Genomic DNA, 25,549 nt, shown 5'->3' on the forward strand with positions numbered 1-25,549 from the left:
GCCATGGACTGGTACCCTTCCCCCGCCACAATCAAATCGCTCAGCGTGAACCGGTCCCAGCCGTACTGCAGGCTGCCCTGCGCCACGAGGGGCTGACAGGAAAGCCCGTCATCGCGATAGCGGCCCGCGCTCAGGCTGTAGCGCCAGGTGCCGGGGCGCAGCATGTTCGGCAGCGCGGTGTACGGCACCGTGAACTGCTGCCTGCTGCCGTCGCTCTCCTCCACCGTGACGTCCAGGTCCGCACCAATCTGGCCGTTATTCAGATCCTTGATGGCGAAGCTGCCGGGGGCGACGGTTTCACTGTAGATAATGTTGCCGCGCTGGCGGATAACGATGCGGGCGTTACTGCGCGCCACGCCGCGGATCACCGGCGAGTAGCTAAAGGTGTCCGACGGCAGCATCTGGGCGTTGGTCTCCAGCGTCACCCCGCGCAGGGGTAAAATCCCCAGCACGTCGCTGGAGGTGCTGGCATACACGTCCCCGGCGGTAAAGCGTGAGACCAGCGCCGCAATATCCCGTTCGGCATAGGCGCGGTCGTGGTTCTGCTCCCAGCCCAGGTCAGATTTGTTAAACGTATCAAAGCTGTAGAAACGCCAGCTCCCGAGGTTCACGCCGGAGTTGAGGCTCAGGTAGGCATTGTCGCTGCTGCCCGAACCCGCATCGTCGCTGTGGTTGTCGGTGTGATACACGTAGCCGGAGTAGCCCAGCCGCAGGGCATTGACCCCGTTATCCCACAGCGACGGGTCGATCATCTCGGTCTGCCCGGCCACGCTGGTCGCCGCCTGCGGGGCGCTGATAACCAGCTGCTGCATCGACTCGTCGTAGCTGATCCGGGCGTCCGGCCATTTTTTGAGGAAGTCGTAGCAGGTTTCATTCCCCGCTTTCGCCAGTGCGTCGAGATGCGTGTCCAGCCCCATCTGGTGCAGCAGCGCCTGGGTCAGACAGGGCGTGGCGCTCTCACCGGCTTTTGTGGCAATAAATTCAACTTTGGTTTTAAACAGAATATGGCCGTTGAGCACGATATCGGCGGTTTTCACCCCCGCGTCCACCTGGTCCGGGTGATAAAATTGTTCGGGTATTTCCTGGGAATCTTTGCGCAGGAAGTCAGCGTCAAAGGCGCTGTCGTTTGCTGCTGCCTGAGAATAAGACGAAACTAAAGCAGACGCTAAAATGAAAACTTCCACTAATAAAGAATAATAATGTTTTTTCAAAAGAGGCCTGCTTTTTTATCACAAATAATTAACCAGCGATTAAATTTAAAAACCAAAAATATTAATTATATGTAATATCAACGAAGGTTTTGGCTTTGACATTACCTGCGGTTACCGCCGGAGTAGCGGTGTTGGCTTTATAAGCCACTTTGAATTTCAACTCGGTATCGCCCGCACTTAACGTCTGAGATTGAGACGGTATACCACCGTTAATATCAACCAGCGTGGCACCATCATTCTCTAAAATAGCGATACCGACACCCTCAGCAGGGCCGTTGGTTTCAGTGTTCTTCAATATTTCGTTATCGACAGTATCGGGCGTGCCGCTGAAGGAAACGCGGGCATTTTTCATGGTGGTGATATCACAATCCTGCAGATCGATAGTGAAATCCTTCATGCCTGCATAACCCCCTGCGCCATTAAAGGATTCAGGGCTCACGCTCGCCAGAGACATCAATGAAGATGTAGACGCCATACCGTTAAAACCTTTGAGTGAACAGGCCGATGCAGTCACTTTACCGGTGAATGTGATATCGCCATCTGCTGCAAACGACGCAATTGGGCTCAGGCCCAGAACTATGAGGGTTAATGCTTTAATTTTCATATAAATGAAATCCTAAAATGCTAATGAATGTTTGTCATGAGGCCAATGAATGGGCCTTACGGTGACGACAAATGAATTATAAGGTAATAAATTTATTTCTAAATAAGATATTTTTTATTTCGGAGTTAAAGAATCATTAATAATGCCATCCAAGTATCTTACGGGATAGATTATGTTTCCGAAGAAAAATTGAAGATAAATTATCGAAATGATTCATTAAGAAATTATGTGTTGATTTGATACTGGCATCATCCATAGGATAGTTGTTACCTTAAATAAAATAATTTTGGAGCTAGGCTATGGACATCACTTTTCTGGGCAATCGAGAGGAGTACGAAAAGTGGTATATGCAAATTCTCAGTTCCGGCGATGATGCTGAGTACCCTAGCCTTCTTAACTCACATGAAATCGAAGCCGCGATCGCAGAAAATCTGCCCGCCTCATTCCCCTGCATGGCGTACAGACAAAAAAGTGAATTTAACTATTTAGACGAGGAAATCGTTTATGTTTACGAAGAGGAGTTTTCGCAATGGATGGACCGAATGGGCAAAGTTAAACGGTAACCAGAATCACTCTCATAGAGGTACACTCGCTCCCAGGAACAGTGCTACTATGATTACCTACAAAAAGATCAACCATTAGGTAATGAGGTCTGGAATGAGCGAAACGAGGCCAGAACACGCGGAGTCTCTTAAAATAAGGAAGTTTGATCTTAACCTTTTAATGGTTTTGGATGCAGTTTATACCACGGGTAGTGTCAAAAATGCCGCAACCCTGCTACATACTTCCTCCCCGAGTATTAGTCAGTCGCTTCAAAAACTTAAAGATTACTTTGGCGATCCGCTTTTCCTGCGTGATGGCCAAAAACTGCGCGCCACCACCATTGCGACGAAACTCCATCTTAAAGTAAAGGACAGTCTGGAAGCCTTGATCAGCAATATTGAAGATTTTGAAGAGGCTGAATACTACAATCAGTTGGTTATTCAATGCCCTATCTACTTGTCCATAAAAATCATCCCTATCATCAGTGAGTTTTTCGAAAACGAGAATATCACCTGTGAAATCGTTCACCGTGTGAGCGACAATATGGTTGACAGCTTTAGCGACTCTCTGTCGTTACGGCAGGTCGACCTGGTCTTTGGGGTGAACAAGAGTCTCGGTATGTCGACCAAATCGTTTCTGATTGGCGAGGAAGATTTAGTCTTTATCTGCCGGAAAAACCACCCGCGGCTTGAGACAACGTTCAGAGAAAAAGACGTCGAAACAGAAATGTTCTGTTATATCCACACAGACGAATTGCCGGCGGTGATTACGCGTCAGCGCGTTGAGAACAAGCTGCTTGCGGATCGCAACTTCACACTCAGAAGCCCCTCGTTTATGTCGATTCTCAGCCACATTGAATCAACAAATTCAGTGGCCATCGTCCCTCGCTGGCTGCTCAACCGCTTCAAAGATGCTTTTAATATTAAAGCGCTGGAGAGCGATATTGAGCTACCTACGGTCGAAATCGCCATGAGTTATAACAAAACCAATCTCAATAAAAAAATGAATACCCGGCTTTTCGACTATTTGAGTGAAAATTTCTCGAAAAAATAATACATTCCGTTTCTATTGCACACATTTATAAATACTTAATTACACACAAGCCTGTCATTATCCGTGACAGGCTATATTCGCGCGATGTAATTATTAGAACTCACTGTTGCATTAGAGATTGAATAGCGGAGGATTTATCAAAAGAACGAACAAGTGTGCCATCACCCTCACTCCTGTCAATAATTACAAATTCTTTAAGTTATCATTAAAAAAACAAAAACAATTGCAACCCATTGATTTTAATTGATTATTACGAAAAGCCATTTTATACCTCAGATTCCTCTCTATTTTTAATTCAGCTTTCCACTATCTTGCATCTGCCGAATTTGAATCTTCTTACCAGATGACTCTCTCCGTCGCTTACTCATCTTTGGCCGTACACCCTGGAATAGTTGTGCAATTTTAAGTTTGCGTTACTGGTTCATTTAACGGGTTTTTAAATGCCCTAATAAGGAAATATTATGACTTTCAAGAAGAATACTCTTTGCGCCATGATCTCTTTGGCTGGTTTTGTTTCTGCATCCGCACTGGCGGCAGACGGTACTGTGAATTTCCAGGGCAAAATTGCTGATGCACCATGCACGGTTTCCATACCGTCACAGAACCAAAACGTGATGCTGGGCACCGTACCGGCGGCAGATCTGGCCTCATCTGGCGAACGTTCAACTGCTAAGAATTTCCAGATCGATCTGCTAAATTGTACTGCGGCGGTGAAATCGGCACAGATTTCATTCGGCGGATCCAGCCCAACTGAAGATACAACCTTATTCAACATCTCCTCATCTGATGGCACCGACGCGGGCACCGTTGCCACCAACGTAGGGATTGAGATTTCTGATGCAAAAGGCACCGTGATTTCGCCTAACACGCAGTCTGGCGCTATGACCCTGACGCCAAACGTTGCTTCCCAGTCGCTTTACTTCACAGCGAACTACAAAGCATTTGGCAAAGCAACCACCGGTGATGCGAACGCAACCAGCGACTTCACAATCACCTACCAGTAAAATTTAACATGAACCTCTGTGTGCTTTAACGTCGCATAGAAATATAAAACCGGGTTCGGAGTCGTTGTTCTGTTAAAGACAGAATGGAATTCGTTTGTCCTGATTCCGGTTTTCATTCACTGTAGGTTATTATTATGTACGGTAAATTAATTATCTCTTCGCTTGCTTTACTTGTTGCATCCCAGTCTGCATTTGCCGCAGGTTCCGGTGGTATTGTATTAGGCGCTACCCGCGTGGTATATGACGCCAAAAACAAAGAAGCGTCACTCACCATAAATAATAAGAATGCCGATCAGTATTTTCTGGTTCAGTCATGGATTGATGATGCCAATGGCAATAAAAAAGTCCCATTTGCTATTACGCCTCCGCTGTTCAGATTGAATGCGGAAAAAGAAAATATGATGCGCATTATGAAAACCGCGGGTGATTTACCCGGCGATCGCGAATCCGTTTTCTACGTCAACGTAAAAGCGATACCGCCTGTACCAGAAAACGCCGATGCGCAGAACACCCTTCAGCTCGCCATTAAAACGCGGATCAAGTTGTTCTACCGCCCTACAGGCCTGCATGGCAATGCCAGCGAGGCCGGGTCACATCTGCAGTGGAGACATCAGGGTAAAGATTTAGTGGTTAAGAACCCGACCGCGTATTCCGTGAGTTTCAATGAGATTAATGTCTCAGGCAAACCCGTCAAAGATATCAATATGGTATTGCCAAAATCAGAAACACATTACGAGATGCCAGAAGGTGCCGGTAATAATGTGAGCTTTACCTTTATCAATGATTTTGGTGGCGTTTCAGAGCCTTTAACCGCAGTCGCAAATTAATTTCAAAGCGAAATAAATAACACCATTTTCTTACAAGAGAATAACATGCTGCTGTTAGAAAAAAAACATACGAGCCAAACGGCACGGTTAGGCTCTTTCACCCAGAATAGTTTTAAATATTCTGCCCTTAGCGCATTTATTATTTCACTTTTTTCTGGTGGCAGTTATGCCGGAGGATTTAACCCTGCGTTTCTGGAGCAAATTGATTCAGATACCGAAGTCAGCGATCTCTCTGCGTTTTCATCGAAGGCAGGCGGCCAGGCCCCGGGTAAATACACGGTCGATATCTACATGAATAAGAATATCGTCGATCACCGTGAAGTTGAATTTATCACCAATCCGGATAAAAGTGCATTTTCAAGGGGCGACAGCACGGGCCTCATCCCCTGCCTCTCTGATGAGACATTAAGCTCCTACGGCTTAAAAACCGATGCCGCACTGGCGCTGGTGCAACGTGGCGAGGCCACATCGTCACCAGTCAGTGCATCAACGGAACAATGCAGTTCTCTGCTGCAATCCATTCCCTCGGCGAAAACGACGTTTGATTTTGAACAACAGCGCCTGGATATCAGCATTCCCCAAAAGCTGATGTCCAGTGCCGCTCGCGGTTATGTTGACCCGTCACTCTGGGATGAAGGCATTCCAGCATTGCTGCTCAACTACAACTTCTCGGGTGCCAACGGCAACGATAACCAGGACAGCTACTACCTTAATCTGCGCAGTGGTGTAAATCTGGGCGCCTGGCGCTTACGCAATTACTCCACCTGGAATGATAACAACGGCGAGCGAACCTTTAACAACGTCAATACTTATGTGCAGCGCTCCATCGCGGCGTTAAAAGCCGCGCTAACGCTGGGAGACAGTTATTCCAATGCGGACGTGTTTGACAGTTTGCAATTCCGCGGAGCGCAACTGGCCTCTGACGATGACATGGTGCCCGATAGCTTAAAGAACTTTGCACCGGTGATCCGCGGCATAGCCAAAACTAACGCCCAGGTCACCATCGAACAAAATGGTTACACCGTTTACCAGACCTACGTCACCCCGGGCGCCTTTGAGATTACCGATCTCTACCCGAGCGCCGACGGCGGTGATTTAACCGTCAAAGTTAAAGAAGAAGACGGCACCACTCAGACCTTCGTTCAGCCTTATGCCTCGGTCCCTATTTTACAGCGCGAAGGCCACACCAAATTCAGCCTCACCGCGGGTCAGTACCGCAACGGCTATGGTTCTGAAAAACCGGACTTCGGCCAGTTCACGCTGATTCATGGTTTCGGTAAAGGCGTCACGCTATATGGCGGGATGCAGGGCACGCAGAACTACGCCGCCGCCGCCGTCGGGATCGGTCAAAACCTCGGCGAGCTGGGTGCCATTTCGGTTGACGTGACCCAGGCGCGGACCAAACTGCCAGAAGGGGAAACCTCGCAAGGGCAATCATACCGTTTCCTGTATGCGAAGACCTTCGCCGAGACCGATACTGATTTCCGTCTGGTAGGCTATCGCTACTCCACCAGCGGCTTCTACAGCCTCGATGATTCCGTCGTACTCAACGACGAAGATACTGACTACAGCGACTACAACATCCGCACGCATAAACGCAGTCGTGTGGATGGTTCCGTTAACCAGCAGCTCGGTGAAAACGGCGGCTCGCTCTATTTTTCCGCCAGCGTGCAGGATTACTGGGACGATAGCAAAGAGCAGACGCTGCAAACCGGTTACAGCAACACCTGGCATGGGATCAGCTATAACATCGCCTACTCCGATAACTCGATGGCCGATGATAAGCACGACCGTCAGGTATCACTTTCCGTGTCGATCCAGCTCGACCGCTGGCTTAAATCGGCGTGGGCCAACTACAGCGTCAGCCATGACTCTGACGGACGCGTGCAGCAAAACACCGGTATCAGTGGTTCGCTGCTGGACGACAACAACCTGAACTACAGCGTTTCTCAGGGTTATACCAATCAGGGTGAAGGTAACAGCGGTAATGCCAGTCTGAATTATCAGGGTCAGTACGGGAACAGCAACGTCGGCTACAGCTACAGCAAAGACCAGCACCGAGTGAACTACGGTTTGCAGGGCGGTGTGGTGGCACACAGTGAAGGCATCACCCTCTCACAACCACTGGGCGAAACCGTAGCGCTGGTGGCGGCACCGGGCGCGGATAACACCCGGGTCCTGAACAACACCGGGGTGCAAACCGATTTCCGTGGCTACGCTATCGTGCCCTATATCAGCCCGTACCGTCGCACCCGTGTGAGCCTCGATACCACCAGCGTCGGCGACAAGGTCGAAATCGATGAGAGCGCCAGAGACGTTATCCCTACCCGCGGTGCGGTAGTCAAAGCCCGTTTCAACGCACGTGTAGGCTATCGCGTGATGATGACCTTAACGCGTCAGGACGGCACCCCATTGCCATTTGGCGCCACCGTCGCCCTGCTTGCGGAAAATACCCAAAAAGAAGATGCCAACGCAGGCATTGTCGGCGAACAGGGTGTGACTTATTTAAGTGGTTTACCGGAGAAAGGCATCCTGATTGCTCAGTGGGGCAAAGGGGCTGACCAGCAGTGCAAAATTCACTATCAGTTGAGTGCCGATGATATGGCGCAGGCTTTGCCTGCCGTCATTGCAAAATGCCAGTTGGCAAACAAGGGATAAAATGATGGATATATTGATGAAAATAAAATCACCTTTGCTCATTTTACTTTTACTGTTTTTCGTACCTTCATATAAAGTATTAGCAGTGGACGCACTCAAATGTAATGCTTCCGCAATGATTACGTTTTCCGGAACAATAAACGCCTATATCTCACAGGATAATACAGATTTAATCAGTGAGGGGGATTATGTCCTCACTAAGGTCCTGACCGATCATGATTTGTACTGTGCGTCTACTGAAGACGATACGTCAATGCATGAAATATATTACTCACTCAGTTTAGCGGGTGGCGTATATCCAGCTGGTGCATCCGCCGAAGGGCAATATGCACTCCTCCCCAACTCGGGTAACGCAGAGAAATTAGCCTTCATGGTGGGTTATGAAAATACAGACGGCGGCATAAATTATGCGACGTCCAACCGGCTCAATATACCTCTGAAACAATTAAATGAGCACGAATTCGCAGTAGACTCTACGCTGATATTTTCACTCGTTTCAAGCCAGGGATCTAACGGGGCCGTGCCCGGTACGTATAAATATTCCGGCACACTGGGACAAGTTGAAGCTTATGATAAAACTAGAGGGGATTACTATAAGTGGCTTGGAAAAGTCACACTCAACGTAACCGTCAATCTAAAAGCAACCACATGTGTAGTAGACACAGATAAAACGATTGATATCCGCTGGGATGCCCTGACATCAAAAGACATTATTAATAACCTTGCCGAAGAAAAGGTCGCAACGATTGGTGTCACCTGCAACAGCAGTCAGACGCCGATCAAAATCTCAGTCGCATCAGGTAACGGCAGCTATGATGCAGCCGGGGGAATAGCGAAGACCAGTCGCGACAATTTGGGTCTTAAACTCACATGGCAAGATAACGCACAACCCGTTGATTTATCAACTGCCAGAAAAGATACGCTTTATACCAACAGCAAGAATTATAACATCGTTGCTAAACCAGTCAGATATAACGATGGTGCTATCGCTCTCGGTGAGTTTGCCAATACCGTAACGGTAAACTTTGAGTACAGGTAAGAATATGATGAATAAATTATATTTAACGGGCGTACTGCAAGCCATATTTTGTTTTACTGCACACGTGCATGCAAGTGAAGTTAATACTGTCACCATTAATTACAGTGGGTTAGTCGTCGCCGCCACCTGTGAAGTAAAAACAAATAATGTGGATATTATTTTTAAAGATGCAATAGGTGCCAACACGCTGGCGACTCTCGGTGATGCCACAGACTGGAATAGCGGATATAGCATTGAACTGGTCGATTGTGAACCCGGTTCTCGGGTAAGCATGACAATGGCAGGCACACCGGACAAGGATATTCAGTTCTATAAAAATGAGGGGACGGCGGAAAACGTCATGATTGAGCTGTCAGGCGATGAAGAAAATCATAGCTATCAGAATGGCTATTTGAAGGTTTTCGATCTCGACCCGCAGCAGAGCGATCTTTCAATTCCATTGAAAGCACGTTTGTTAAACAACGGTCATGGCCCTGCGACGCCAGGACAAGTCAAAGCGATTATTACCGCAAGCTTTATTTATAACTAATTCGTTATTGTGACAACAATCGCTCATCACGACAGAGCGCTTTTAATTATCTATGAATGGAAAGTAAAAAAGGAATTCTCATGCACGACAAAAAAGTAACGATTCTGACCACGTTGGCACTGATGGGCATCATTTCAGCGGCCAATGCTCAGGCGGCCGATACCACCATAAATATTACGGCAACGGTGACCGCAGCATCCTGTACCACCAAAGCCCCAACGTCCATTCCGATTGACTTTAGTCTGAATGCCGCCGATGTGGCGACCGCTGACGCCAACTCAGACTGGTCGTCTGAAGCCACGATTTCACTCTCTGGCTGCCCTGCCACCACCAAATCCGTGGATGCCGTTTTCAGCGGTACGGCTGTTTCCGGCGACACTGACGGCTATCAGATGAAAGATTCGAGCAATGCGGCAGTGAGCACCGGCAGCATTCAGCTGGCGAAATCGGATGCAACGTTAATCACTAGTACCAAAAATACCTATACCGTGAATACCGTGAACAATGCCGCTGAGTTTAAAGTGAAAGCGCGCATGCATTCCATCAGTGGCAACATCATGCCGGGTGTTTATACCACGGCCGTTGATGTGACCTTCGCCTATCATTAATTCATCAAGCGGCAGGTAAATTATGGGCAAATTCAATAGCAGAACGCGGCTTATTTCCGGCTGCATGGCTGCCATACTGCTCCCCTCTTTACCTTGCATCGCGGGAGGGGATACCAGCGTAGCGGTGAATGCAACGGTAACGGCCTCTCCTTGTCTATTGGTGGCTATACCGAACGTTGATTTGGGCTCTTTTACATCGTCAAATTTTACTACCGCTGGCAGCAGTTCGCCCTGGGTAGAATTTAAAGTCGAGTTGGAAAAGTGCCCGGCTACAAGCACCACGGTGAAGCTGACGTTAAGTGGTACCGCGGATCCGGTAGATCCGCAGTACTACAAAAACACCGGCTCAAGCACCCAAGTGGCTATTGATGTGACCAGTGAGGCAGAAGGTAAAGCGCTCAATCCCGGCGCGACCCTGTCAATTGGCATTGATCCTTTGTCGCATACCGCTTCATTCCCCATGAAAGCGCGGATGATTTCGCCTAAAGGGGGAGCAACCACCGGCAACGTGGCAGCGCAAATGGAACTGAGCTTTATTTATGGGTAACAAAGGCAGCATCTCTGATGCTGCCTTTACCAGAAAGCGTTACTTTATGATTCTTTGTGCCGTAATCTGTTTACTTCAATTCACATCAGTTCCCATGCCTGTCGATAGATACACCGTTACCTTTGGGCTTAATTCCTCATCACTACAATAATCACAAGCTGCAAATCAGATCCTCACCTGGGTTTACGAATGTTGAACCGAGATAAAGTTAAACGATAGCCTTGATGCTGGAAAAATAGCGCATAAAGACTTCCAGACGTTCTTAAAAGAAATATTACGTCCGGACATGGGACTCTCAAGTTTGAGAGTCCCACAAAATGGGTGCAGTACACAGGCGGCGTTATTGATTCAATGCGCTCAACTGTCAGAGAGTACGGATAACAATCTCTTTAAGCCTGATAGTAAATCTTATACAGACACTTGTTACTTCTCCGACATTGCGAGCATCTTCGTTGATATTAGAAGCGAAATGAATACAGTACCGCCTGACTAATGACCATTACCCTTTCAATTGATTCTGGCGATATTCACCCTGTCGCTCCAGCATCCAGCCCGGATATTCCCGCGGCAGCGCGCTGACGGCGTCGAGCTGTTTCAGTTCGTCATCACTCAGGCGAATATTCGTTGCGGCAATGTTGTCATCCAGCTGATCCACGCGTTTGGCTCCGATGATAACGCTGCTCACCACTTTCTGATGCAGCAGCCACGCCAGCGCGATTTGCGCGACTGAAACGCCCTTGCTTTCGGCTATGGTGCGCATCACGTCCACGCAGTCGAACGCGCGCTCTTTTTCCACCGGCGGGAAATCGAACTCCAGACGACGTCCACCCGCCTCGCTCTGGCCGTCACGACCGTATTTGCCGCTCAGCAAACCACCCGCTAGCGGGCTCCAGACCATCAGCCCTACGCCTTCGCTTTGCAGCATCGGCACCAGTTCACGTTCCAGATCGCGCCCGGCAATGGTGTAGTACGCCTGTAGCGAGGCAAAACGCGCCAGCCCGAGACGCTCGGAGATCCCCAGCGCTTTCGCAATCTGCCATGCCGCCCAGTTAGAGACACCGATGTAGCGCACATGGCCATGTTGCACCAGATTATCGAGGGCATAGAGCGTCTCTTCGATCGGCGTTGCCGGATCGAAACCGTGCAGTTGATAGAGATCGATATGATCGAGCTGCATACGGCGCAGGCTCTCTTTAACGCTGCTGATGATGTGATAACGCGAACTGCCGCGTGAGTTAACGCCTGCGGTGCCGGTTTCACCGAACACTTTGGTGGCGACAACGACGTTTTCGCGCGGGATTTTGAGGTTTTTCAGCGCCTGGCCGGTGATCTCCTCCGAGCGCCCTTCTGAATAGACGTTCGCAGTATCAATAAAGTTAATCCCGGCATCCAGCGCACGGCCAACCAGTTTTTCCGCATCGCTCTGCTGAAGCTGGCCGATTTTTCCCCACATGCCACCTTCCCCGCCGAAGGTCATGGTGCCAAGGCAAAGCTCAGAAACAAACAGACCGGTATTGCCCAGTTTTTGATAACGCATATGACGTTCCTCACAATGTTCGTTTGATGGGTGCCGGACAGTTATACCCCGCGCCTGCAAAATGCGAATGTGGCGTTCCTGTTTGTTTCTTGCCCAATCCTCTGAACATTATCCGCGCGGGGCGTCGCCAAACACCGAATAGTCCGGCAAATTTACCTGCTGATACGGCTCCCAGCCTCCGCCGAGGGCCTTGTAGAGCGCCACCAGATCGAGAGCACTCTGCACCTGCGACTGCGCGCGCTGCTGCTGCGCCTGAGCCAGCTGGCGCTGAGCATCCAGCACGTCGATAAAGCTGGCGATCCCTTGACGATAGCTGTCGCTCGCCAGATCGAACGCGTTTTGCAGCGCGTCGATGGTTTTGCCTAAGCCCGCTTCCCGCTGCTGGTCGGTGCGATAGCTCACCAGCGCGTTTTCCACATCGCCGAGCGCGGTGAGCACCGTCTGACGATAATCGAGCACGGCGGCGCCCTGCTGCGCACGCGCCACTTTGACGCTCGAAACCAGTCGTCCGCCCTGGAAAATCGGGATCGACACCTGCGGACCGACGCTATAGAAATGGCTGCTCCAGTCGGTGAGCCAGTTGGTTTCACTGTTGCGCAGGCCAAACTGGCCGGAGAGCGACACGCTCGGGAACAGCTCGGCAACGGAGACACCAATTTGCGCTGTCGCGGCGTGAAGATTGGCCTCCGCCTCACGCACGTCCGGACGGCGACGGGCGAGCGTCGACGGAATACCTGTCGGCACAATGTCAGGCAATGCGGGCAGCGGCTGGACGGAACGCAGCTCGCTGTCCAGCGCACCCGGCGGTTTACCCAGCAGAATCGCCAGACCGTTCATCGCCTGACGCTCCTGGGCCTGATACTGCGGCAGTTGCGCTTCCAGATTGCCCAGCTGCGCGCGGGCGTTTTCCACGTCCATCTGCGGTGACAGACCGCCACGCTGGCGGCTTTCGGTCAGATCGAGCGTTTGCTGTGCGCTCTCAATTTGCGTATTGAGCGTCGCCATCACGCTTTGCGCCCCGCGCAGTTGCAGCCAGGCCCGCGCCACCTCCGCTTCCAGTGAGACCAGGGCGTCGTTGCGCTGTTCGATAGCCGCACGCTGCTGGGCTTCGGCACCTTCCACCTGACGACGCACTTTGCCCCACAGATCGAGTTCCCATTGGGCATCAAAACTTCCCTGATAGAGATTTATCGGCTGGGTGAGCGGCCCCAGCGCCCCTTTCAGATCGGGGTCAACGTCATCCAGCTGATCGTAAACGCCATGCGATTTTAGCTCCCCCTCCAGTCCCAGCTGCTGGCGGGTCGCCTGCAGATTACCGTTCACCGAGGGATAAAACGCCCCGCCCGCCTGGTTTATCTGTTCGCGGGCACCGGCGATGCGCAGGACGGTTTGCTGCAGCGAGAGGTTTCCGGCAATCGCCCGCTCAACCAAGCTGTCGAGCTGCGCGGAGCCAAACGTTTTCCACCAGCGCGGGTTTACCGCGCTGCTCTGCGTTTGAGACTTCGCGCTCGCATCGCCAGGATCGTTCCATGTCGTAGGCGTCTGCGGTGCGGGCGGCTGGTAATCAGGCCCTACGGCGCACCCCGCTAACAGCAGCATTAAAAACAGGGGGGATAAACGTCTGTACATCATCAATGTGCTCCTGCACTCCCCTCGCTTTTCACCGGCGAGAGCAACAAACAAAACGGGATCAGTATTAGCGCCACCGCGCTCAGGATCGTGAAAACGTCCACGTAGGCCAGGAAGCGCGACTGTTCAATCATGGTCTGGTACATGCGTCCGGTAGCGATATCCAGCGGATTGCCGATCTGAGTAGTGAAGTTCTGAATGGCCTGCGCCGACTCCCGCAGCGCCAGCTGGAACTGCTCATTAAAAGGCGACGCGTGATAGGCCAGATGTGCGCTGTGCGTCTGCGCACGCTCCGTGATTGCGGCGGTGGAAAGCGAGATCCCAATCGAACCCGCGACGTTACGGAACATGGTAAACAGCGCGGCGGCGTCGGCGTTAAGCCGCCTCGGTATCGAAATAAACGCAATGGTGGTGAGTGGAACAAACAGGAACCCCAGCCCGAACGACTGGGCGCTACGAAACAGCACCAGGGTTTCGAAATCGATATCCGGCGTTAAGGTTCGCGACCAGAAGAACGACACCGCGAGACAGGCAAAACCAAAGGCGATGATCCAGCGCGTCTGCACGACGGGCATCAGCTTTAACACCAGCGGAATGGTCAGGACAATCAGCACCGCACCGGGCGAGAGCACCATCCCCGACCAGGTGGCGGTGTAACCCAAATCCTGCTGGGCAAGCTGCGGGATCACAACCGAACTGCCGTACAAAATCATCGCCATTCCGGCCATTAAGAGGCTGGCGACGGCAAAGTTTTTGTCCTTCATGCAGCGCAGATCGACCACCGGTTTTTTGGCATACAGGAGCCAGTAAATCGCGCCGATAATGCCAATAAGCGTCAGGACCGCAAAGGTGCGGATAAAGTTTGAATAGAACCAGTCGTCATCTTCGCCGCGATCGAGCATCACCTGCAGGCAGCCGAGCCCCAGGGCGATAAGGCCAATCCCGGTCCAGTCGATACTCAGTTTCTCTTCGGATTTACGCTCCCAGGGCGGATCTTCAAGCAGCTGATAAATCGCCAGTACCGTCACGATCCCAACGGGAATATTGATAAAAAAGACCCAGCGCCAGGAGTAGTTATCGGTAATCCAGCCGCCGAGCGTCGGCCCCAGCACCGGGGCGACGATGATCGCAATCGACGACAGGCCAAAGGCTTTGCCGCGATCCTCTGGTTTGAAGTAATCGAGCAGCACCGACTGCTGCGTCGGCTGAAGGCCGCCACCAAAAAAGCCCTGCATGATGCGAAACAGAATGATTTGCCACAGCTCCGTCGCGATACCGCACAGAAAGGAGCAGATGGTGAACATCACGATACAGATCAGGAAGAACTGCTTGCGCCCAAACACCCGGCTCAGAAACGCGGAGATGGGCAGCACAATACCGTTGGCAACCAGATAGCTGGTGAGCACCCAGGTCGACTCGTCGTAGCTTGCCGAGAGCGAGCCTGCCACGTGCGGCAGCGCCACGTTAACGATGGTGGTATCAAGGATCTCCATAAACACCGCGAGCGTGACCACAATCGCCACCGCCCAGGGATTACTGGCGGGCCGCCAGTTGTCGTGGCTGTGATCCGTCATTCCAGCGTGACCTTCGGCTCAACGGAGAGGCCCAGCGGCAGAGGCATGTTCGGGTCCAGCCCTTTGTCGATAACGATTTTCACGGGGACGCGCTGCACGATTTTCACAAAGTTGCCGGTAGCATTTTCCGCCGGGAAGGCCGAGAAACGCGCGCCGCTCCCCTGCTGAATACTGTCGATATGCCCTTCCAGCTTCATGTCCGGCCAGGCATCAACGGTGATCGCCACTTTATTGCCCGGACGCATACGCTCAAGCTGCGACTCTTTAAAGTTCGCCACCACCCAGATATCCGGTGAGACCAGCGAAAAGAGCGCCGTTCCGGCCTGCACCAGGGTACCCGGCTGGACGTTACGTTTGGTGACAAACCCATCAAACGGGGCGCGCACTTCGGTGTAAGAGAGATTCAGCGTGGCGGTTTCGAGCTGAGCTTTCGCCTGATCGACCTGGCGTTCACGCGCTTCGACGTTGGTTTCCTGCTGGCGGATCTGGAGCTGAACCTGCTCCGCCACTTCCAGCTGTGCCTGGGCGCTGGCCAGACCGGCCTGAGCGCTGCGCAACTGGGCGTTCGCAGAATCAATACTTTGTTGCGTGGTGGCGCGCGGATCGACACCGCGCTGACGGCGGTATTCAGCCTGCGCATTCGCCATATCCGCCTGCGCTTTCAGCACCTGCGCTTTCGCTTCGTCCCGCTGGGCCGGATATTGCACTTTTGAGAGCGCCAGTTGAGCCTGTGCCTGGTGCAACTGCGCCACGGCCAGCCCTAACTGCGCCTGCGCCTGATCGCGCTGAGCGGTGGTGTCACGCGGATCGATAACGACCAGTAGATCGCCCTTTTTCACCCGCTGATTATCACGCACGCGCAGTTCGGTAACGTAGCCCGCTGCTTTCGGGGCAATAGTCACCACATCTGCATCGGTAAACGCATCGTCGGTGGTCTCTTCATTTCGGGTCAGAAGCCACCACACCAGCGCCACGATAACCATGATGACCACCACTATCCCAAGGATAATGAGGGGCTTTTTACCCGGGCGTTTGCGCTCGCTTTTTTCGTTTTGATCTGCGCTTTCGTTTTGTTCAGCGTTTTCGTTTGTCTCTGCCATATGCCAACAACGTTCCTGTCAGTGAACGGCATCACAGTTATGCCGTTCACTAAAGTTAGGACGTTGCTATACATTTGCCAGGAAAAGCTGACAATTAGCGCACTATATGAGAAGGAATAATCCGAAACCGACCGCGGCCGCCCACACCAGCATTGGCAGGGACCAGAGGTGGAATCGCCACCAGATCCGGCGGTTATTTGCCATACGCAGCGCAATCAGATTGGCGAGCGATCCCGGCAGCAGGCCGAAACCGCCGACGTTAACAGCCCAAGCCAGCAGCACTGTTGGCGGCACATAGTTGATGAGCAGAATGGTCGAGGGAACATTGCTGATAAATTGCGACAACCCGATGGCCGTCAGCCACAGGCCGAGCGGCGAGAGTCCGCTCACACTGTGCAGCGCGCCCTGCAATACCGGCAGCTGGATCAGCAGATGCACATCGATAAACATCGCCATAAAGACCAGCAGCAGCGTCCAGTCGACGCTAATCAGCACCCGCCGCGCCAGCAGCAGGAAGCCGCCCGCCACCAGCAGTGCGCCCCAGAGGGCATATTTAAGTTCGAGGGCCGTCAGGAAAATGATGTACAGGGCGAGGCAGCCCCACACCAGCCGCGCATTCCACGGGGAGGCCTGGGTGCCACTGTGATAGCGAAGCGGTTTAGCCGGAAAAGCAAACCAGCAGACCACCAGCAGAGAGAGCATCATCACCAGCGCGAGAGGCGCCATTTGCCAGGTGAAGGCCGCAAAGGACAATCCGGAACGTCCCCACAGCAAAATATTTTGCGGATTGCCAATCGGCGTCAGCAACGATCCGGCGTTAACCGCCAGCGCTTCAAAGATGATCAGCCGGTTAACCGGGATCTCGCACAGCTTGCGTAACGTCAGGGTCAGCGGCACGACGATAAACAGCGCCACATCGTTAGTCAGAAACGTCGACAGCAGCGCCGCCGCCAGCACCATAAACAGCGACAGTTTGCGCTCGGTGGCAAAGCGGCGCACCATTTTGCGACCGATGACGTCAAAGTAGCCGCTCTGCTCCACCCCTTTGGTCAACATCATCAGCCCGCTCAGGGTAATAATGGTGTGCCAGTCGATAGCCGCCGGCCAGGACGCAGGCGCAAAGGGAACGAAAAAGCTCAGCCCAAGGCCAATCAATAACAGAAGATGGAAAAAGCGATCGCGGGCGAGTGCCCGCAGTCCAGGAATGCTCATTCAGCAGGGGACCCAAATTTACGCGTGAACTCGCGGAATTTCTCCAGCGTTTCTTCGCTGACGTGGTGTTCAATCCCTTCCGAATCGCGGCGGGCAGTATCTTCGCTCACGCCGAGCACCAGTAAAAAGTTTTCAACGATCTGATGACGCTCCCGGCTCTCCTGAGCCAGTTTCTCCCCTTCTGGCGTCAGAAACACGCCGCGCCACGGGATCATTTCGATCAGCCCAACCGAGGCCAGACGTTTTAACATTTTGGCAACCGTAGGCTGAGACACCCCCAGCCTCGCAGCCATGTCCACCTGACGCGCTTCACCGACCTCACGAAAGAGATCGGAAATCAGCTCGACGTAGTCATCAATCAGCTCGCGACGGTGCGCCTCACGCACCTGACGAAACCCTTCAACATGCTCTTCAACATTCACCAGTTGCGTCTTTTTTTTTGTAATGGGCTTACCTGCGCGACGGTTCATTGTCCTTCCTCAGTGGGTGACGCCCCTGGCGTCATATATCTTGAGCGCACAGTGTAAACGATCCCTCTACAAGCACAAAAAATTAACGAATTAGCCATAGCTATACAATATAGCCTGTGCTATATCTGTATGTAATGCAGTCACCCTTCACGGATCGAAGGGATCAGAAATCAGGAGGTCACATGAACGAATTCAAGAGGTGTATGAAAGTGTTTAGCCACTCTCCCTTTAAAGTACGCTTGATGCTGTTGAACATGCTGTGCGATATGTTTAACGGTAAATCAGAGCAAAACGATAAACCGTCCCACTAAGCGGCGTCGCGGTACGCCGCTTCATTTTTCTGTCACACTTTCCGCGCAAACTGCTCTGTTGGCCCTCAATTCCCGATCTTTTTTACGGATTTGTAATCCCTCTCGCAAAACATCTTCTTAGCAACTGTTGACCTGAATGCCGACTGGCTCTATCTTCTTGCAGCCCTGCACCAATTGCGGCTCGCTGAAGCGGACCCTCATTCCCTCTCCACGCACTGTCAGGCAGGCTTTGACCCTCGACGCCAGGGTGAGCACATGGCGTTTTCATGATAGTGACCTATGAATTTAACCCTGAAAGAAACATTTATTACCCGCAGTCGGGCCTTAAGCCCGTGGACGGGATTCTACTTTCTGCAATCGCTGCTCATTAACTTTGCGCTGGGCTATCCCTTTAGCCTGCTCTACGCCGTCGCTTTTACCTGTCTGCTCCATTTGATGTGGCGCAGCGCGCCGCGTGCGCAAAAAGTGGTGGTCGGGATCTGCTCGGTCGTCGCGGCGATGTACTACCCGTTTGGTCAGGCGTACGGCGCCCCTAACTTCAACACCCTGCTGGCGCTGCACTCCACCAATATGGAAGAGTCCACGGAGATCCTGACCATCTTCCCGTGGTACAGCTACGTCATCGGTCTGTTTATTTTTGCTCTTGGGGTGATTGCCGTTCGCCGCAAACCGCAGGAGAAAAAACCGTGGAGCATGATTGAAAACCTGTGCCTGGTTATCGGCGTGGCGACCTTTTTTGTCGCGCCGGTGCAAAACCTGGCGTGGGGCGGCGTGTTCAAGCTAAAAGACACCGGCTATCCGGTTTTCCGCTTCGTCAAAGATATTGTGGTGAACAATAAAGAAGTGCTCGATGAGCAGACGCGTATGGCGGAGCTGTCGAACATGAAAGACACCTGGAACGTGCTGGCGGTCAAACCGAAATATCACACCTACGTGGTGGTGATTGGCGAGAGCGCGCGCCGCGATGCGCTGGGCGCATTCGGCGGGCACTGGGATAACACGCCGTTTGCCAGCTCAGTAAACGGCACCCTGTTTACCGATTATGTCGCGGCAAGCGGCTCGACGCAGAAATCGCTCGGCCTGACGCTCAGCCGTGTGGTTGATGGCAAACCGCAGTATCAGGATAATTTCGTGACTCTGGCCAACCGCGCCGGTTTCCAGACCTGGTGGTTCTCCAATCAGGGGCAGATCGGTGAATACGACACGGCCATCGCCAGCATTGCCAAACGTGCGGATGAAGCGCAGTTCCTGAAGAGCGGAGATTTTGAGGCCGATAAAAATACCAAAGACGAAGCCTTACTGAAGATGACGTCGCAGGTCTTCGCCAGCCAGCGCACCCAGCCGCAGCTGATCGTTCTGCATCTGATGGGCTCGCATCCGCAGGCGTGCGATCGTACTCAGGGGAAATACGCGGAATTCGTGCAGTCGAAAGAGACGTCGTGCTACCTCTACACCATGACGCAAACCGACGACCTGCTGAGTAAACTCTATACCCAGCTGCGCAACACCGGCGACAGTTTCTCGATGGTCTACTTCTCGGATCACGGTCTGGCGTTTAAAGAGCGCGGCAAAGAGGTGCAGTACCTGGCCCATGACGATAAGTTCCAGCAGAACTTCCAGGTGCCGTTTATGGTGCTCTCCAGCGATGACAAAACTCATCGCATCATCAAAGCGCGTCGTTCAGCCAATGATTTCCTGAAATTCTTCTCACAATGGACGGGGATTTCGGCAAAAGAGATCGCCAACAGCTATTCGTTCATTTCAAACAAGAAAGCGCCGCCGGTCTATATCACCAACTTCAAGTTACAGAAAGTGGAGTATACCCATCTGGGTACGGATGTTTTCGAGGTGAAAAGCAGGTAAGCTGACGTCGGTCTGGCACCCTCTTCCACTGGAAGAGGGTAAAAAAAAATCCGCCACATTGGGCGGATTTTTTACTGGCTCACCGAAGTGATTAGAAGCGGTAACCCACGCCTGCGATCCAAGTGCCAACGTCAACGTTGCGGATACGGCTCTGCTCATAGGAGAAGTCCAGAGCAACGTTTTCGATTGGGTTGAACTGCATACCTGCGCCGTAGGAGAAACCGTAGTCGCTGGTAGAAGCAGTGCGGTTCAGACTTTCGTTTTCAGTCTGCTGGAATTTACCGTAGCCAACACCTACAACACCGTAGATGCTTGCCCAGTCATTCAGGCGGAAAGCAGGACCAGCGGTAACACCGTAGTACTGAGCTTTGTTATAAGCGCCATCTTCAGAACGATCTTTCTCGGTGTAAGTGAAAGAACCGATCACGCCCAGCGGATTGTTGTCCTGCTCGTAGCGGTACTTCAGGTTGAAGCCGTTAGCTTTGTTTACTACGCCCTGCATATCGCTCTGAGCGTAACCACCGGTAACAGTGGAAGTAGCAGCTACAGCGGTACCTGCGGAAACAGCCAGAACAGCGGCCAGTGCTGAAAGACATGCAATTTTTTTCATAACCACCTCAAATGTGCTTCAAGTAAATCCGTAAGTTTTAAATATATCAAAAAATCTTGTGAAACTCTTTGTGATTCGTGTTGTCTAACCGATCCTTTGATGTAACAGAACATTTCAAAGGTCAGCTATCTTGTTCAAAAAACACTGAATTTCCACATTTATACGCTGATTTTGCGCGTCAACGCCATTACATTCATCCAGATTAATCCTAATCTGTTAGCTTATTAATCCATCAATAGTGGCTCATTCTACGGATTTCGCGGCATTTTTTTTCAACAAAGTCTCAACCGCTGCCTGATTATTTCAATTACACTGCGACCTTTACTCCCTTTGACATAAATTGACAGGAGAAAGGATGCCTGGGATGTCTCGCAAGGCGCCAGTCTGGTTGCCCATCGTTGTAATACTCATCGCTATGCTGTCCATTCAGAGTGGTGCATCACTGGCAAAATCCCTTTTCCCACTGGTGGGTGCCCCTGGCGTCACGGCGCTGCGTATTGCGCTGGGTACCTTAATTCTGGTGGTAATCTTCAAACCCTGGCGGCTGAGATTTAAAAAAGAGCAACGCCTGCCGCTGCTCTTTTACGGACTGTCCCTCGGCGGAATGAACTATCTGTTCTATTTGTCGATCCAGACCGTACCGCTGGGCATCGCGGTAGCGCTGGAGTTCACCGGCCCGCTGGCCGTGGCGCTCTTCTCTTCCCGTCGCCCCGTCGATTTTGTCTGGGTGGTGCTGGCCGTGCTGGGCCTGTGGTTCCTGCTGCCGCTGGGGCAGAACATCTCTCATGTGGATTTAACCGGTGCCGCACTGGCTCTCGGTGCGGGAGCCTGCTGGGCGGTCTATATCCTCACCGGGCAACGTGCGGGTGAAGAGCATGGCCCTGCCACCGTCGCACTCGGCTCGCTCATCGCTGCGATCATCTTTGTGCCGATTGGGATGGCGCAAGCAACGGAATCCATCTGGCAGTGGTCCATTCTGCCGATAGGTCTTGCGGTCGCCGTTCTCTCCACCGCGTTGCCCTACTCGCTCGAAATGATTGCCCTGACGCGCCTGCCAACCCGCATTTTCGGCACGCTGATGAGCATGGAACCGGCGCTCGCCGCCCTGTCGGGGATGGTTTTCCTGGGAGAAAGCCTGACCTTCACTCAGACGCTGGCGCTGTGCTCAATTATTGCCGCGTCAATGGGATCGACGCTCACCATGCGGCCTGAAACCAAAATTAAGAAAATCGACGTCAATTAATGCTCCCTGTTCTGCATGGTTTTACAGCCATGCAGAATAGAGGCCAACTTACCCCTGGTTTTATTTCCTTACATATTTTGTCATCACGGTGAAATATTCTCTGTCGCCCATGAAAAGAGGGCGTAATTAAGACTCATCCGCATATAATAAATCATAATCACTTAATATCAATAAGTTACAAAACCCCCTTCCCTTTCGCTATTAAACCGATAGGCACAGCCATCCCGGCAGAATATAAAAGCGGTGCTATACTTATTTCCGGTAATTACCTGGAACATAAAACATCAAGAGGATATGAGATTATGAGTACCGCTAAACTGGTTAAAACGAAAGCGTCTAATCTGCTTTATACCCGTAACGATGTCTCGGATAGCGATAAGAAAGCAACGATTGAGCTGCTGAATCGCCAGGTGATCCAGTTCATTGACCTGTCCTTGATCACTAAACAGGCCCACTGGAATATGCGCGGCGCCAACTTTATCGCCGTTCATGAAATGCTGGATGGTTTCCGGACTGCGTTAGTGACCCACCTGGACACCATGGCTGAACGTGCCGTGCAGCTGGGCGGTGTTGCCCTGGGTACCACTCAGGTCATTAACAGCAAAACGCCACTGAAAAGCTACCCGCTGGATATCCACACCGTTCAGGATCACCTGAAAGAGCTGGCTGACCGTTACGCTATCGTCGCGAACGATGTACGTAAAGCGATTGGCGAAACCAAAGACGAAGACACCGCAGATATCTTAACCGCGGCTTCTCGCGACCTGGATCAATTCCTGTGGTTTATCGAATCTAACATCGAATAATCCATACGAATTATCTATAAAACCCTCGCCGCCCGGCGGGGGTTTTGCACGTTTATGGTGCACACTTTTGCTCTCCCCTTCTGCAAAAGTAAATTAGTTGTAATAATCACCTCACAAAATCGTTAACGAAAGATTGTTTTATCGCCGTTATCTGCGCTTAATAGCCACCCGTCGGCTAAGCAAACCCGACTGCACCAAAATAGCGCTCCATTTTGGTGCAACAAAAGCGGTTTGCACCGGTTGCTGTGCAACACATGACATCATCCTCTTTGCAAAACAATGAGTTGCAATGTTGGCACGATTTTTTCATGTAGCCGTTTGTTCTCGCAGGGGATCGCCCCGTGGATATAAAAGGAAATGCTATGAAGTCTGTATTAAAAGTTTCACTGGCTGCACTTACCCTGGCTTTTGCCGTGTCCTCTCACGCTGCAGATAAAAAACTCATCGTCGCAACCGACACCGCCTTCGTCCCCTTTGAATTCAAACAGGGCGATCAGTATGTTGGTTTTGACGTCGATCTGTGGGCAGCTATCGCGAAGGAACTTAAACTTGATTACACCCTGAAGCCAATGGACTTCAGCGGTATCGTCCCTGCACTGCAAACCAAAAACGTTGACGTTGCGCTGGCAGGTATCACCATCACTGACGCACGTAAAAAAGCGATCGACTTCTCTGACGGCTACTACAAAAGCGGCCTGCTGGTGATGGTTAAGGCTGATAACAACGACGTGAAAAGCGTAAAAGATCTCGACGGCAAAGTGGTTGCAGTGAAAAGCGGCACCGGTTCTGTTGATTACGCAAAAGCCAACATCAAATCCAAAGACCTGCGTCAGTTCCCGAATATCGACAACGCTTACATGGAACTGGGCACCAACCGCGCTGACGCGGTACTGCACGACACACCAAACATCCTGTACTTCATCAAAACTGCGGGCAACGGCAAATTCAAAGCGGTTGGCGAGTCTTTAGAAGCACAGCAGTACGGTATCGCCTTCCCGAAAGGCAGCGACGATCTGCGTACCAAAGTGAACGGCGCGCTGAAAACCCTGCGTGAGAACGGCACCTACAACGAAATCTACAAAAAATGGTTCGGCACTGAGCCAAAATAATTATTCTTAAAAGAAGAAGTACGCTCGGGGGCGACCTTTCGCCCCTGCTTTTTAGAACCACGGTAACAGGAAATTATCATGCAGTTTGACTGGAGCGCCATCTGGCCTGCCATTCCTCTCTTGCTTGAAGGCGCCAAAATGACCCTGTGGATTTCGGTCCTCGGTCTGGTTGGCGGGTTGTTTATCGGCCTCGTGGCTGGTTTCGCTCGCACCTACGGCGGCTGGATTGCCAACCACATCGCACTGGTTTTCATCGAAGTGATCCGCGGAACGCCTATCGTCGTCCAGGTCATGTTTATCTACTTCGCCCTGCCAATGGCTTTCACCGATCTGCGCATTGATCCGTTCAGCGCCGCCGTGGTGACCATTATGATCAACTCCGGCGCCTACATCGCGGAAATCACGCGCGGCGCGGTACTGTCGATTCATAAAGGCTTTAGCGAAGCGGGTCTGGCACTGGGGCTGTCTCGCCGCGAAACCATTCGCCACGTGATCCTGCCGCTGGCGCTGCGCCGTATGCTGCCGCCGCTCGGTAACCAGTGGATCATCAGTATTAAAGACACCTCGCTGTTTATCGTAATTGGCGTGGCCGAGTTGACCCGTCAGGGCCAGGAGATCATTGCCGGTAACTTCCGCGCACTGGAAATCTGGAGTGCCGTGGCCGTTGTTTATCTGATTATTACGCTGCTGCTGAGCTTTGTTCTGCGTCGCCTTGAAAGAAGGATGAAAATCCTGTGATTGAATTTAAAAACGTCTCCAAGCATTTTGGTCCAACCCAGGTGCTGCATAACATCGATCTGGACATCAAACAGGGCGAAGTTGTCGTCATTATCGGGCCGTCAGGTTCCGGTAAATCGACGCTGCTGCGCTGCATCAACAAGCTTGAAGAGATCACCAGCGGCGATCTGATCGTTGATGGCCTGAAGGTCAACGACCCGAAAGTGGACGAGCGTCTGATTCGCCAGGAAGCGGGTATGGTGTTCCAGCAGTTCTACCTGTTCCCGCACCTGACGGCGCTGGAAAACGTGATGTTTGGTCCACAGCGCGTGCGCGGTGCCAACAAAGCGGCGGCTGAAAAGCTGGCAAAAGAGCTGCTGGCGAAAGTCGGCCTTGCCGAGCGTGCTCACCACTATCCGTCCGAGCTTTCCGGCGGCCAGCAGCAGCGTGTGGCTATCGCCCGCGCGCTGGCTGTAAAACCGAAAATGATGCTGTTCGATGAGCCAACCTCCGCGCTCGACCCGGAACTGCGTCACGAAGTATTGAAGGTTATGCAGGATCTGGCGGAAGAAGGGATGACGATGGTCATCGTGACCCATGAAATCGGCTTTGCCGAGAAAGTGGCATCCCGGCTGATTTTCATTGATAAAGGGCGAATTGCGGAAGACGGTAATCCGCAAGAGCTGATTGCTAACCCGCCTAGCCAGCGCCTGCAGGAATTCTTGCAGCACGTGTCGTAATCATC

At 51.9% G+C, this 25,549-nt stretch carries 25 protein-coding genes; 16 read left to right on the forward strand and 9 right to left on the reverse strand.

Going from position 1 to position 25,549, the window contains the following annotated elements:
- On the reverse strand, positions 1-1,211 hold a 1,211-nt coding region (locus ETG88_RS09640; protein ID WP_252152565.1), incomplete at its 3' end, for a fimbria/pilus outer membrane usher protein.
- A gap of 61 nt (positions 1,212-1,272) precedes the next feature.
- The gene (locus ETG88_RS09645) at positions 1,273-1,815 is read right to left on the reverse strand and encodes a fimbrial protein (protein WP_129035302.1); all 543 of its coding nucleotides are present in this window, start codon (positions 1,813-1,815) and stop codon (positions 1,273-1,275) included.
- 299 nt (positions 1,816-2,114) lie between these two features.
- On the opposite strand from ETG88_RS09645, the gene ETG88_RS09650 reads away from it, so the two are divergent.
- The 9 genes from ETG88_RS09650 (at position 2,115) to ETG88_RS09690 (ending at position 10,623) form a co-directional block, all read left to right on the forward strand.
- Positions 2,115-2,378, forward strand: coding sequence for a hypothetical protein (locus tag ETG88_RS09650; RefSeq protein ID WP_100777085.1), 264 nt, complete (start codon positions 2,115-2,117; stop codon positions 2,376-2,378).
- A 94-nt stretch (positions 2,379-2,472) separates the two neighbouring features.
- On the forward strand, positions 2,473-3,411 hold the full coding sequence (locus ETG88_RS09655; RefSeq protein WP_164971789.1) for a LysR family transcriptional regulator: 939 nt from the start codon (positions 2,473-2,475) through the stop codon (positions 3,409-3,411).
- Between the two features lie 461 nt (positions 3,412-3,872).
- Positions 3,873-4,415 (forward strand): fimbrial protein, encoded by a 543-nt coding sequence (locus ETG88_RS09660; protein ID WP_129035303.1) that lies wholly within the window; start codon positions 3,873-3,875, stop codon positions 4,413-4,415.
- A 134-nt stretch (positions 4,416-4,549) separates the two neighbouring features.
- Positions 4,550-5,242 carry a fimbrial biogenesis chaperone gene (locus tag ETG88_RS09665; protein ID WP_129035304.1) on the forward strand — a complete coding sequence of 231 codons (693 nt, stop codon included), beginning with the start codon at positions 4,550-4,552 and terminating at the stop codon, positions 5,240-5,242.
- A 45-nt stretch (positions 5,243-5,287) separates the two neighbouring features.
- Positions 5,288-7,900, forward strand: coding sequence for a fimbria/pilus outer membrane usher protein (locus tag ETG88_RS09670; RefSeq protein WP_129035305.1), 2,613 nt, complete (start codon positions 5,288-5,290; stop codon positions 7,898-7,900).
- 1 nt (position 7,901) lies between these two features.
- Positions 7,902-8,939: a fimbrial protein gene (locus ETG88_RS09675; protein ID WP_164971790.1), complete on the forward strand. Its 1,038-nt coding sequence runs from the start codon at positions 7,902-7,904 to the stop codon at positions 8,937-8,939.
- A gap of 4 nt (positions 8,940-8,943) precedes the next feature.
- Positions 8,944-9,468, forward strand: a complete 525-nt coding sequence (locus tag ETG88_RS09680) for a fimbrial protein (protein WP_129035307.1) — start codon at positions 8,944-8,946, stop codon at positions 9,466-9,468.
- Positions 9,469-9,548: 80 nt separating this feature from the next.
- Positions 9,549-10,076, forward strand: coding sequence for a fimbrial protein (locus tag ETG88_RS09685; RefSeq protein WP_129035308.1), 528 nt, complete (start codon positions 9,549-9,551; stop codon positions 10,074-10,076).
- Between the two features lie 22 nt (positions 10,077-10,098).
- Positions 10,099-10,623 carry a fimbrial protein gene (locus tag ETG88_RS09690; RefSeq protein WP_129035309.1) on the forward strand — a complete coding sequence of 175 codons (525 nt, stop codon included), beginning with the start codon at positions 10,099-10,101 and terminating at the stop codon, positions 10,621-10,623.
- A 499-nt stretch (positions 10,624-11,122) separates the two neighbouring features.
- Here ETG88_RS09690 and ETG88_RS09695 read toward each other — a convergent pair whose 3' ends face one another.
- The 6 genes from ETG88_RS09695 to mntR all read right to left on the reverse strand — a co-directional run bounded on the left by ETG88_RS09695 (position 11,123) and on the right by mntR (position 18,145).
- Positions 11,123-12,160, reverse strand: coding sequence for an aldo/keto reductase (locus ETG88_RS09695; protein WP_102105201.1), 1,038 nt, complete (start codon positions 12,158-12,160; stop codon positions 11,123-11,125).
- 108 nt (positions 12,161-12,268) lie between these two features.
- The gene (locus tag ETG88_RS09700; RefSeq protein WP_129035310.1) at positions 12,269-13,792 is read right to left on the reverse strand and encodes an efflux transporter outer membrane subunit; all 1,524 of its coding nucleotides are present in this window, start codon (positions 13,790-13,792) and stop codon (positions 12,269-12,271) included.
- Positions 13,792-15,363 (reverse strand): DHA2 family efflux MFS transporter permease subunit, encoded by a 1,572-nt coding sequence (locus tag ETG88_RS09705; RefSeq protein WP_129035311.1) that lies wholly within the window; start codon positions 15,361-15,363, stop codon positions 13,792-13,794. The genes ETG88_RS09700 and ETG88_RS09705 overlap by 1 nt, the downstream gene beginning before the upstream one ends.
- Positions 15,360-16,463: an HlyD family secretion protein gene (locus tag ETG88_RS09710; protein WP_100777097.1), complete on the reverse strand. Its 1,104-nt coding sequence runs from the start codon at positions 16,461-16,463 to the stop codon at positions 15,360-15,362. Before ETG88_RS09710 ends, ETG88_RS09705 begins: the two co-directional genes overlap by 4 nt.
- 102 nt (positions 16,464-16,565) lie before the next feature.
- On the reverse strand, positions 16,566-17,675 hold the full coding sequence (locus ETG88_RS09715; RefSeq protein ID WP_102105204.1) for an anion transporter: 1,110 nt from the start codon (positions 17,673-17,675) through the stop codon (positions 16,566-16,568).
- Positions 17,672-18,145, reverse strand: coding sequence for a manganese-binding transcriptional regulator MntR (gene mntR, locus ETG88_RS09720; RefSeq protein ID WP_102105205.1), 474 nt, complete (start codon positions 18,143-18,145; stop codon positions 17,672-17,674). The genes ETG88_RS09715 and mntR overlap by 4 nt, the downstream gene beginning before the upstream one ends.
- A 182-nt stretch (positions 18,146-18,327) precedes the next feature.
- On the opposite strand from mntR, the gene mntS reads away from it, so the two are divergent.
- Positions 18,328-18,456: a manganase accumulation protein MntS gene (mntS, locus tag ETG88_RS09725; RefSeq protein ID WP_107703991.1), complete on the forward strand. Its 129-nt coding sequence runs from the start codon at positions 18,328-18,330 to the stop codon at positions 18,454-18,456.
- Positions 18,457-18,735: 279 nt separating this feature from the next.
- Positions 18,736-20,319, forward strand: coding sequence for a phosphoethanolamine transferase (locus ETG88_RS09730; protein WP_100777101.1), 1,584 nt, complete (start codon positions 18,736-18,738; stop codon positions 20,317-20,319).
- A 91-nt stretch (positions 20,320-20,410) separates the two neighbouring features.
- On the opposite strand, the gene ompX is transcribed toward ETG88_RS09730, so the two are convergent.
- On the reverse strand, positions 20,411-20,929 hold the full coding sequence (gene ompX, locus ETG88_RS09740; protein WP_100777103.1) for an outer membrane protein OmpX: 519 nt from the start codon (positions 20,927-20,929) through the stop codon (positions 20,411-20,413).
- A 355-nt stretch (positions 20,930-21,284) separates the two neighbouring features.
- On the opposite strand from ompX, the gene rhtA reads away from it, so the two are divergent.
- The 5 genes from rhtA (at position 21,285) to glnQ (ending at position 25,544) form a co-directional block, all read left to right on the forward strand.
- Positions 21,285-22,172 (forward strand): threonine/homoserine exporter RhtA, encoded by an 888-nt coding sequence (gene rhtA / locus ETG88_RS09745; protein ID WP_100777104.1) that lies wholly within the window; start codon positions 21,285-21,287, stop codon positions 22,170-22,172.
- A 302-nt stretch (positions 22,173-22,474) separates the two neighbouring features.
- Positions 22,475-22,978, forward strand: coding sequence for a DNA starvation/stationary phase protection protein Dps (gene dps / locus ETG88_RS09750; RefSeq protein ID WP_100777105.1), 504 nt, complete (start codon positions 22,475-22,477; stop codon positions 22,976-22,978).
- Positions 22,979-23,340: 362 nt separating this feature from the next.
- Entirely contained in the window at positions 23,341-24,087 is a 747-nt protein-coding gene (gene glnH, locus ETG88_RS09755) for a glutamine ABC transporter substrate-binding protein GlnH (RefSeq protein ID WP_100777106.1), read from the forward strand.
- Positions 24,088-24,165: 78 nt separating this feature from the next.
- Entirely contained in the window at positions 24,166-24,825 is a 660-nt protein-coding gene (gene glnP, locus ETG88_RS09760) for a glutamine ABC transporter permease GlnP (protein ID WP_095281341.1), read from the forward strand.
- Positions 24,822-25,544, forward strand: a complete 723-nt coding sequence (glnQ, locus tag ETG88_RS09765) for a glutamine ABC transporter ATP-binding protein GlnQ (protein WP_100777107.1) — start codon at positions 24,822-24,824, stop codon at positions 25,542-25,544. Before glnP ends, glnQ begins: the two co-directional genes overlap by 4 nt.
- Positions 25,545-25,549: the final 5 nt, after the last annotated feature.

The organism is Lelliottia nimipressuralis (genome assembly GCF_004115925.1).
GTDB classification, from domain to species: domain Bacteria; phylum Pseudomonadota; class Gammaproteobacteria; order Enterobacterales; family Enterobacteriaceae; genus Enterobacter; species Enterobacter nimipressuralis.

Bases quoted from the DNA above. Each gene is read 5' to 3' on its own strand.
- glnP (WP_095281341.1), top strand. From the start codon at position 24,166: ATGCAGTTTGACTGGAGCGCCATCTGGCCTGCCATTCCTCTCTTGCTT.
- ETG88_RS09650 (WP_100777085.1), top strand. From the start codon at position 2,115: ATGGACATCACTTTTCTGGGCAATCGAGAGGAGTACGAAAAGTGGTAT.
- ETG88_RS09685 (WP_129035308.1), top strand. From the start codon at position 9,549: ATGCACGACAAAAAAGTAACGATTCTGACCACGTTGGCACTGATGGGC.
- ETG88_RS09660 (WP_129035303.1), top strand. From the start codon at position 3,873: ATGACTTTCAAGAAGAATACTCTTTGCGCCATGATCTCTTTGGCTGGT.
- ETG88_RS09670 (WP_129035305.1), top strand. From the start codon at position 5,288: ATGCTGCTGTTAGAAAAAAAACATACGAGCCAAACGGCACGGTTAGGC.
- ETG88_RS09655 (WP_164971789.1), top strand. From the start codon at position 2,473: ATGAGCGAAACGAGGCCAGAACACGCGGAGTCTCTTAAAATAAGGAAG.
- ETG88_RS09715 (WP_102105204.1), bottom strand. From the start codon at position 17,675: ATGAGCATTCCTGGACTGCGGGCACTCGCCCGCGATCGCTTTTTCCAT.
- ETG88_RS09665 (WP_129035304.1), top strand. From the start codon at position 4,550: ATGTACGGTAAATTAATTATCTCTTCGCTTGCTTTACTTGTTGCATCC.
- ompX (WP_100777103.1), bottom strand. From the start codon at position 20,929: ATGAAAAAAATTGCATGTCTTTCAGCACTGGCCGCTGTTCTGGCTGTT.
- glnH (WP_100777106.1), top strand. From the start codon at position 23,341: ATGAAGTCTGTATTAAAAGTTTCACTGGCTGCACTTACCCTGGCTTTT.
- ETG88_RS09645 (WP_129035302.1), bottom strand. From the start codon at position 1,815: ATGAAAATTAAAGCATTAACCCTCATAGTTCTGGGCCTGAGCCCAATT.
- ETG88_RS09700 (WP_129035310.1), bottom strand. From the start codon at position 13,792: ATGATGTACAGACGTTTATCCCCCCTGTTTTTAATGCTGCTGTTAGCG.
- ETG88_RS09680 (WP_129035307.1), top strand. From the start codon at position 8,944: ATGATGAATAAATTATATTTAACGGGCGTACTGCAAGCCATATTTTGT.
- mntR (WP_102105205.1), bottom strand. From the start codon at position 18,145: ATGAACCGTCGCGCAGGTAAGCCCATTACAAAAAAAAAGACGCAACTG.
- mntS (WP_107703991.1), top strand. From the start codon at position 18,328: ATGAACGAATTCAAGAGGTGTATGAAAGTGTTTAGCCACTCTCCCTTT.
- ETG88_RS09710 (WP_100777097.1), bottom strand. From the start codon at position 16,463: ATGGCAGAGACAAACGAAAACGCTGAACAAAACGAAAGCGCAGATCAA.
- rhtA (WP_100777104.1), top strand. From the start codon at position 21,285: ATGCCTGGGATGTCTCGCAAGGCGCCAGTCTGGTTGCCCATCGTTGTA.
- ETG88_RS09675 (WP_164971790.1), top strand. From the start codon at position 7,902: ATGATGGATATATTGATGAAAATAAAATCACCTTTGCTCATTTTACTT.
- ETG88_RS09690 (WP_129035309.1), top strand. From the start codon at position 10,099: ATGGGCAAATTCAATAGCAGAACGCGGCTTATTTCCGGCTGCATGGCT.
- ETG88_RS09705 (WP_129035311.1), bottom strand. From the start codon at position 15,363: ATGACGGATCACAGCCACGACAACTGGCGGCCCGCCAGTAATCCCTGG.
- dps (WP_100777105.1), top strand. From the start codon at position 22,475: ATGAGTACCGCTAAACTGGTTAAAACGAAAGCGTCTAATCTGCTTTAT.
- ETG88_RS09730 (WP_100777101.1), top strand. From the start codon at position 18,736: ATGAATTTAACCCTGAAAGAAACATTTATTACCCGCAGTCGGGCCTTA.
- ETG88_RS09695 (WP_102105201.1), bottom strand. From the start codon at position 12,160: ATGCGTTATCAAAAACTGGGCAATACCGGTCTGTTTGTTTCTGAGCTT.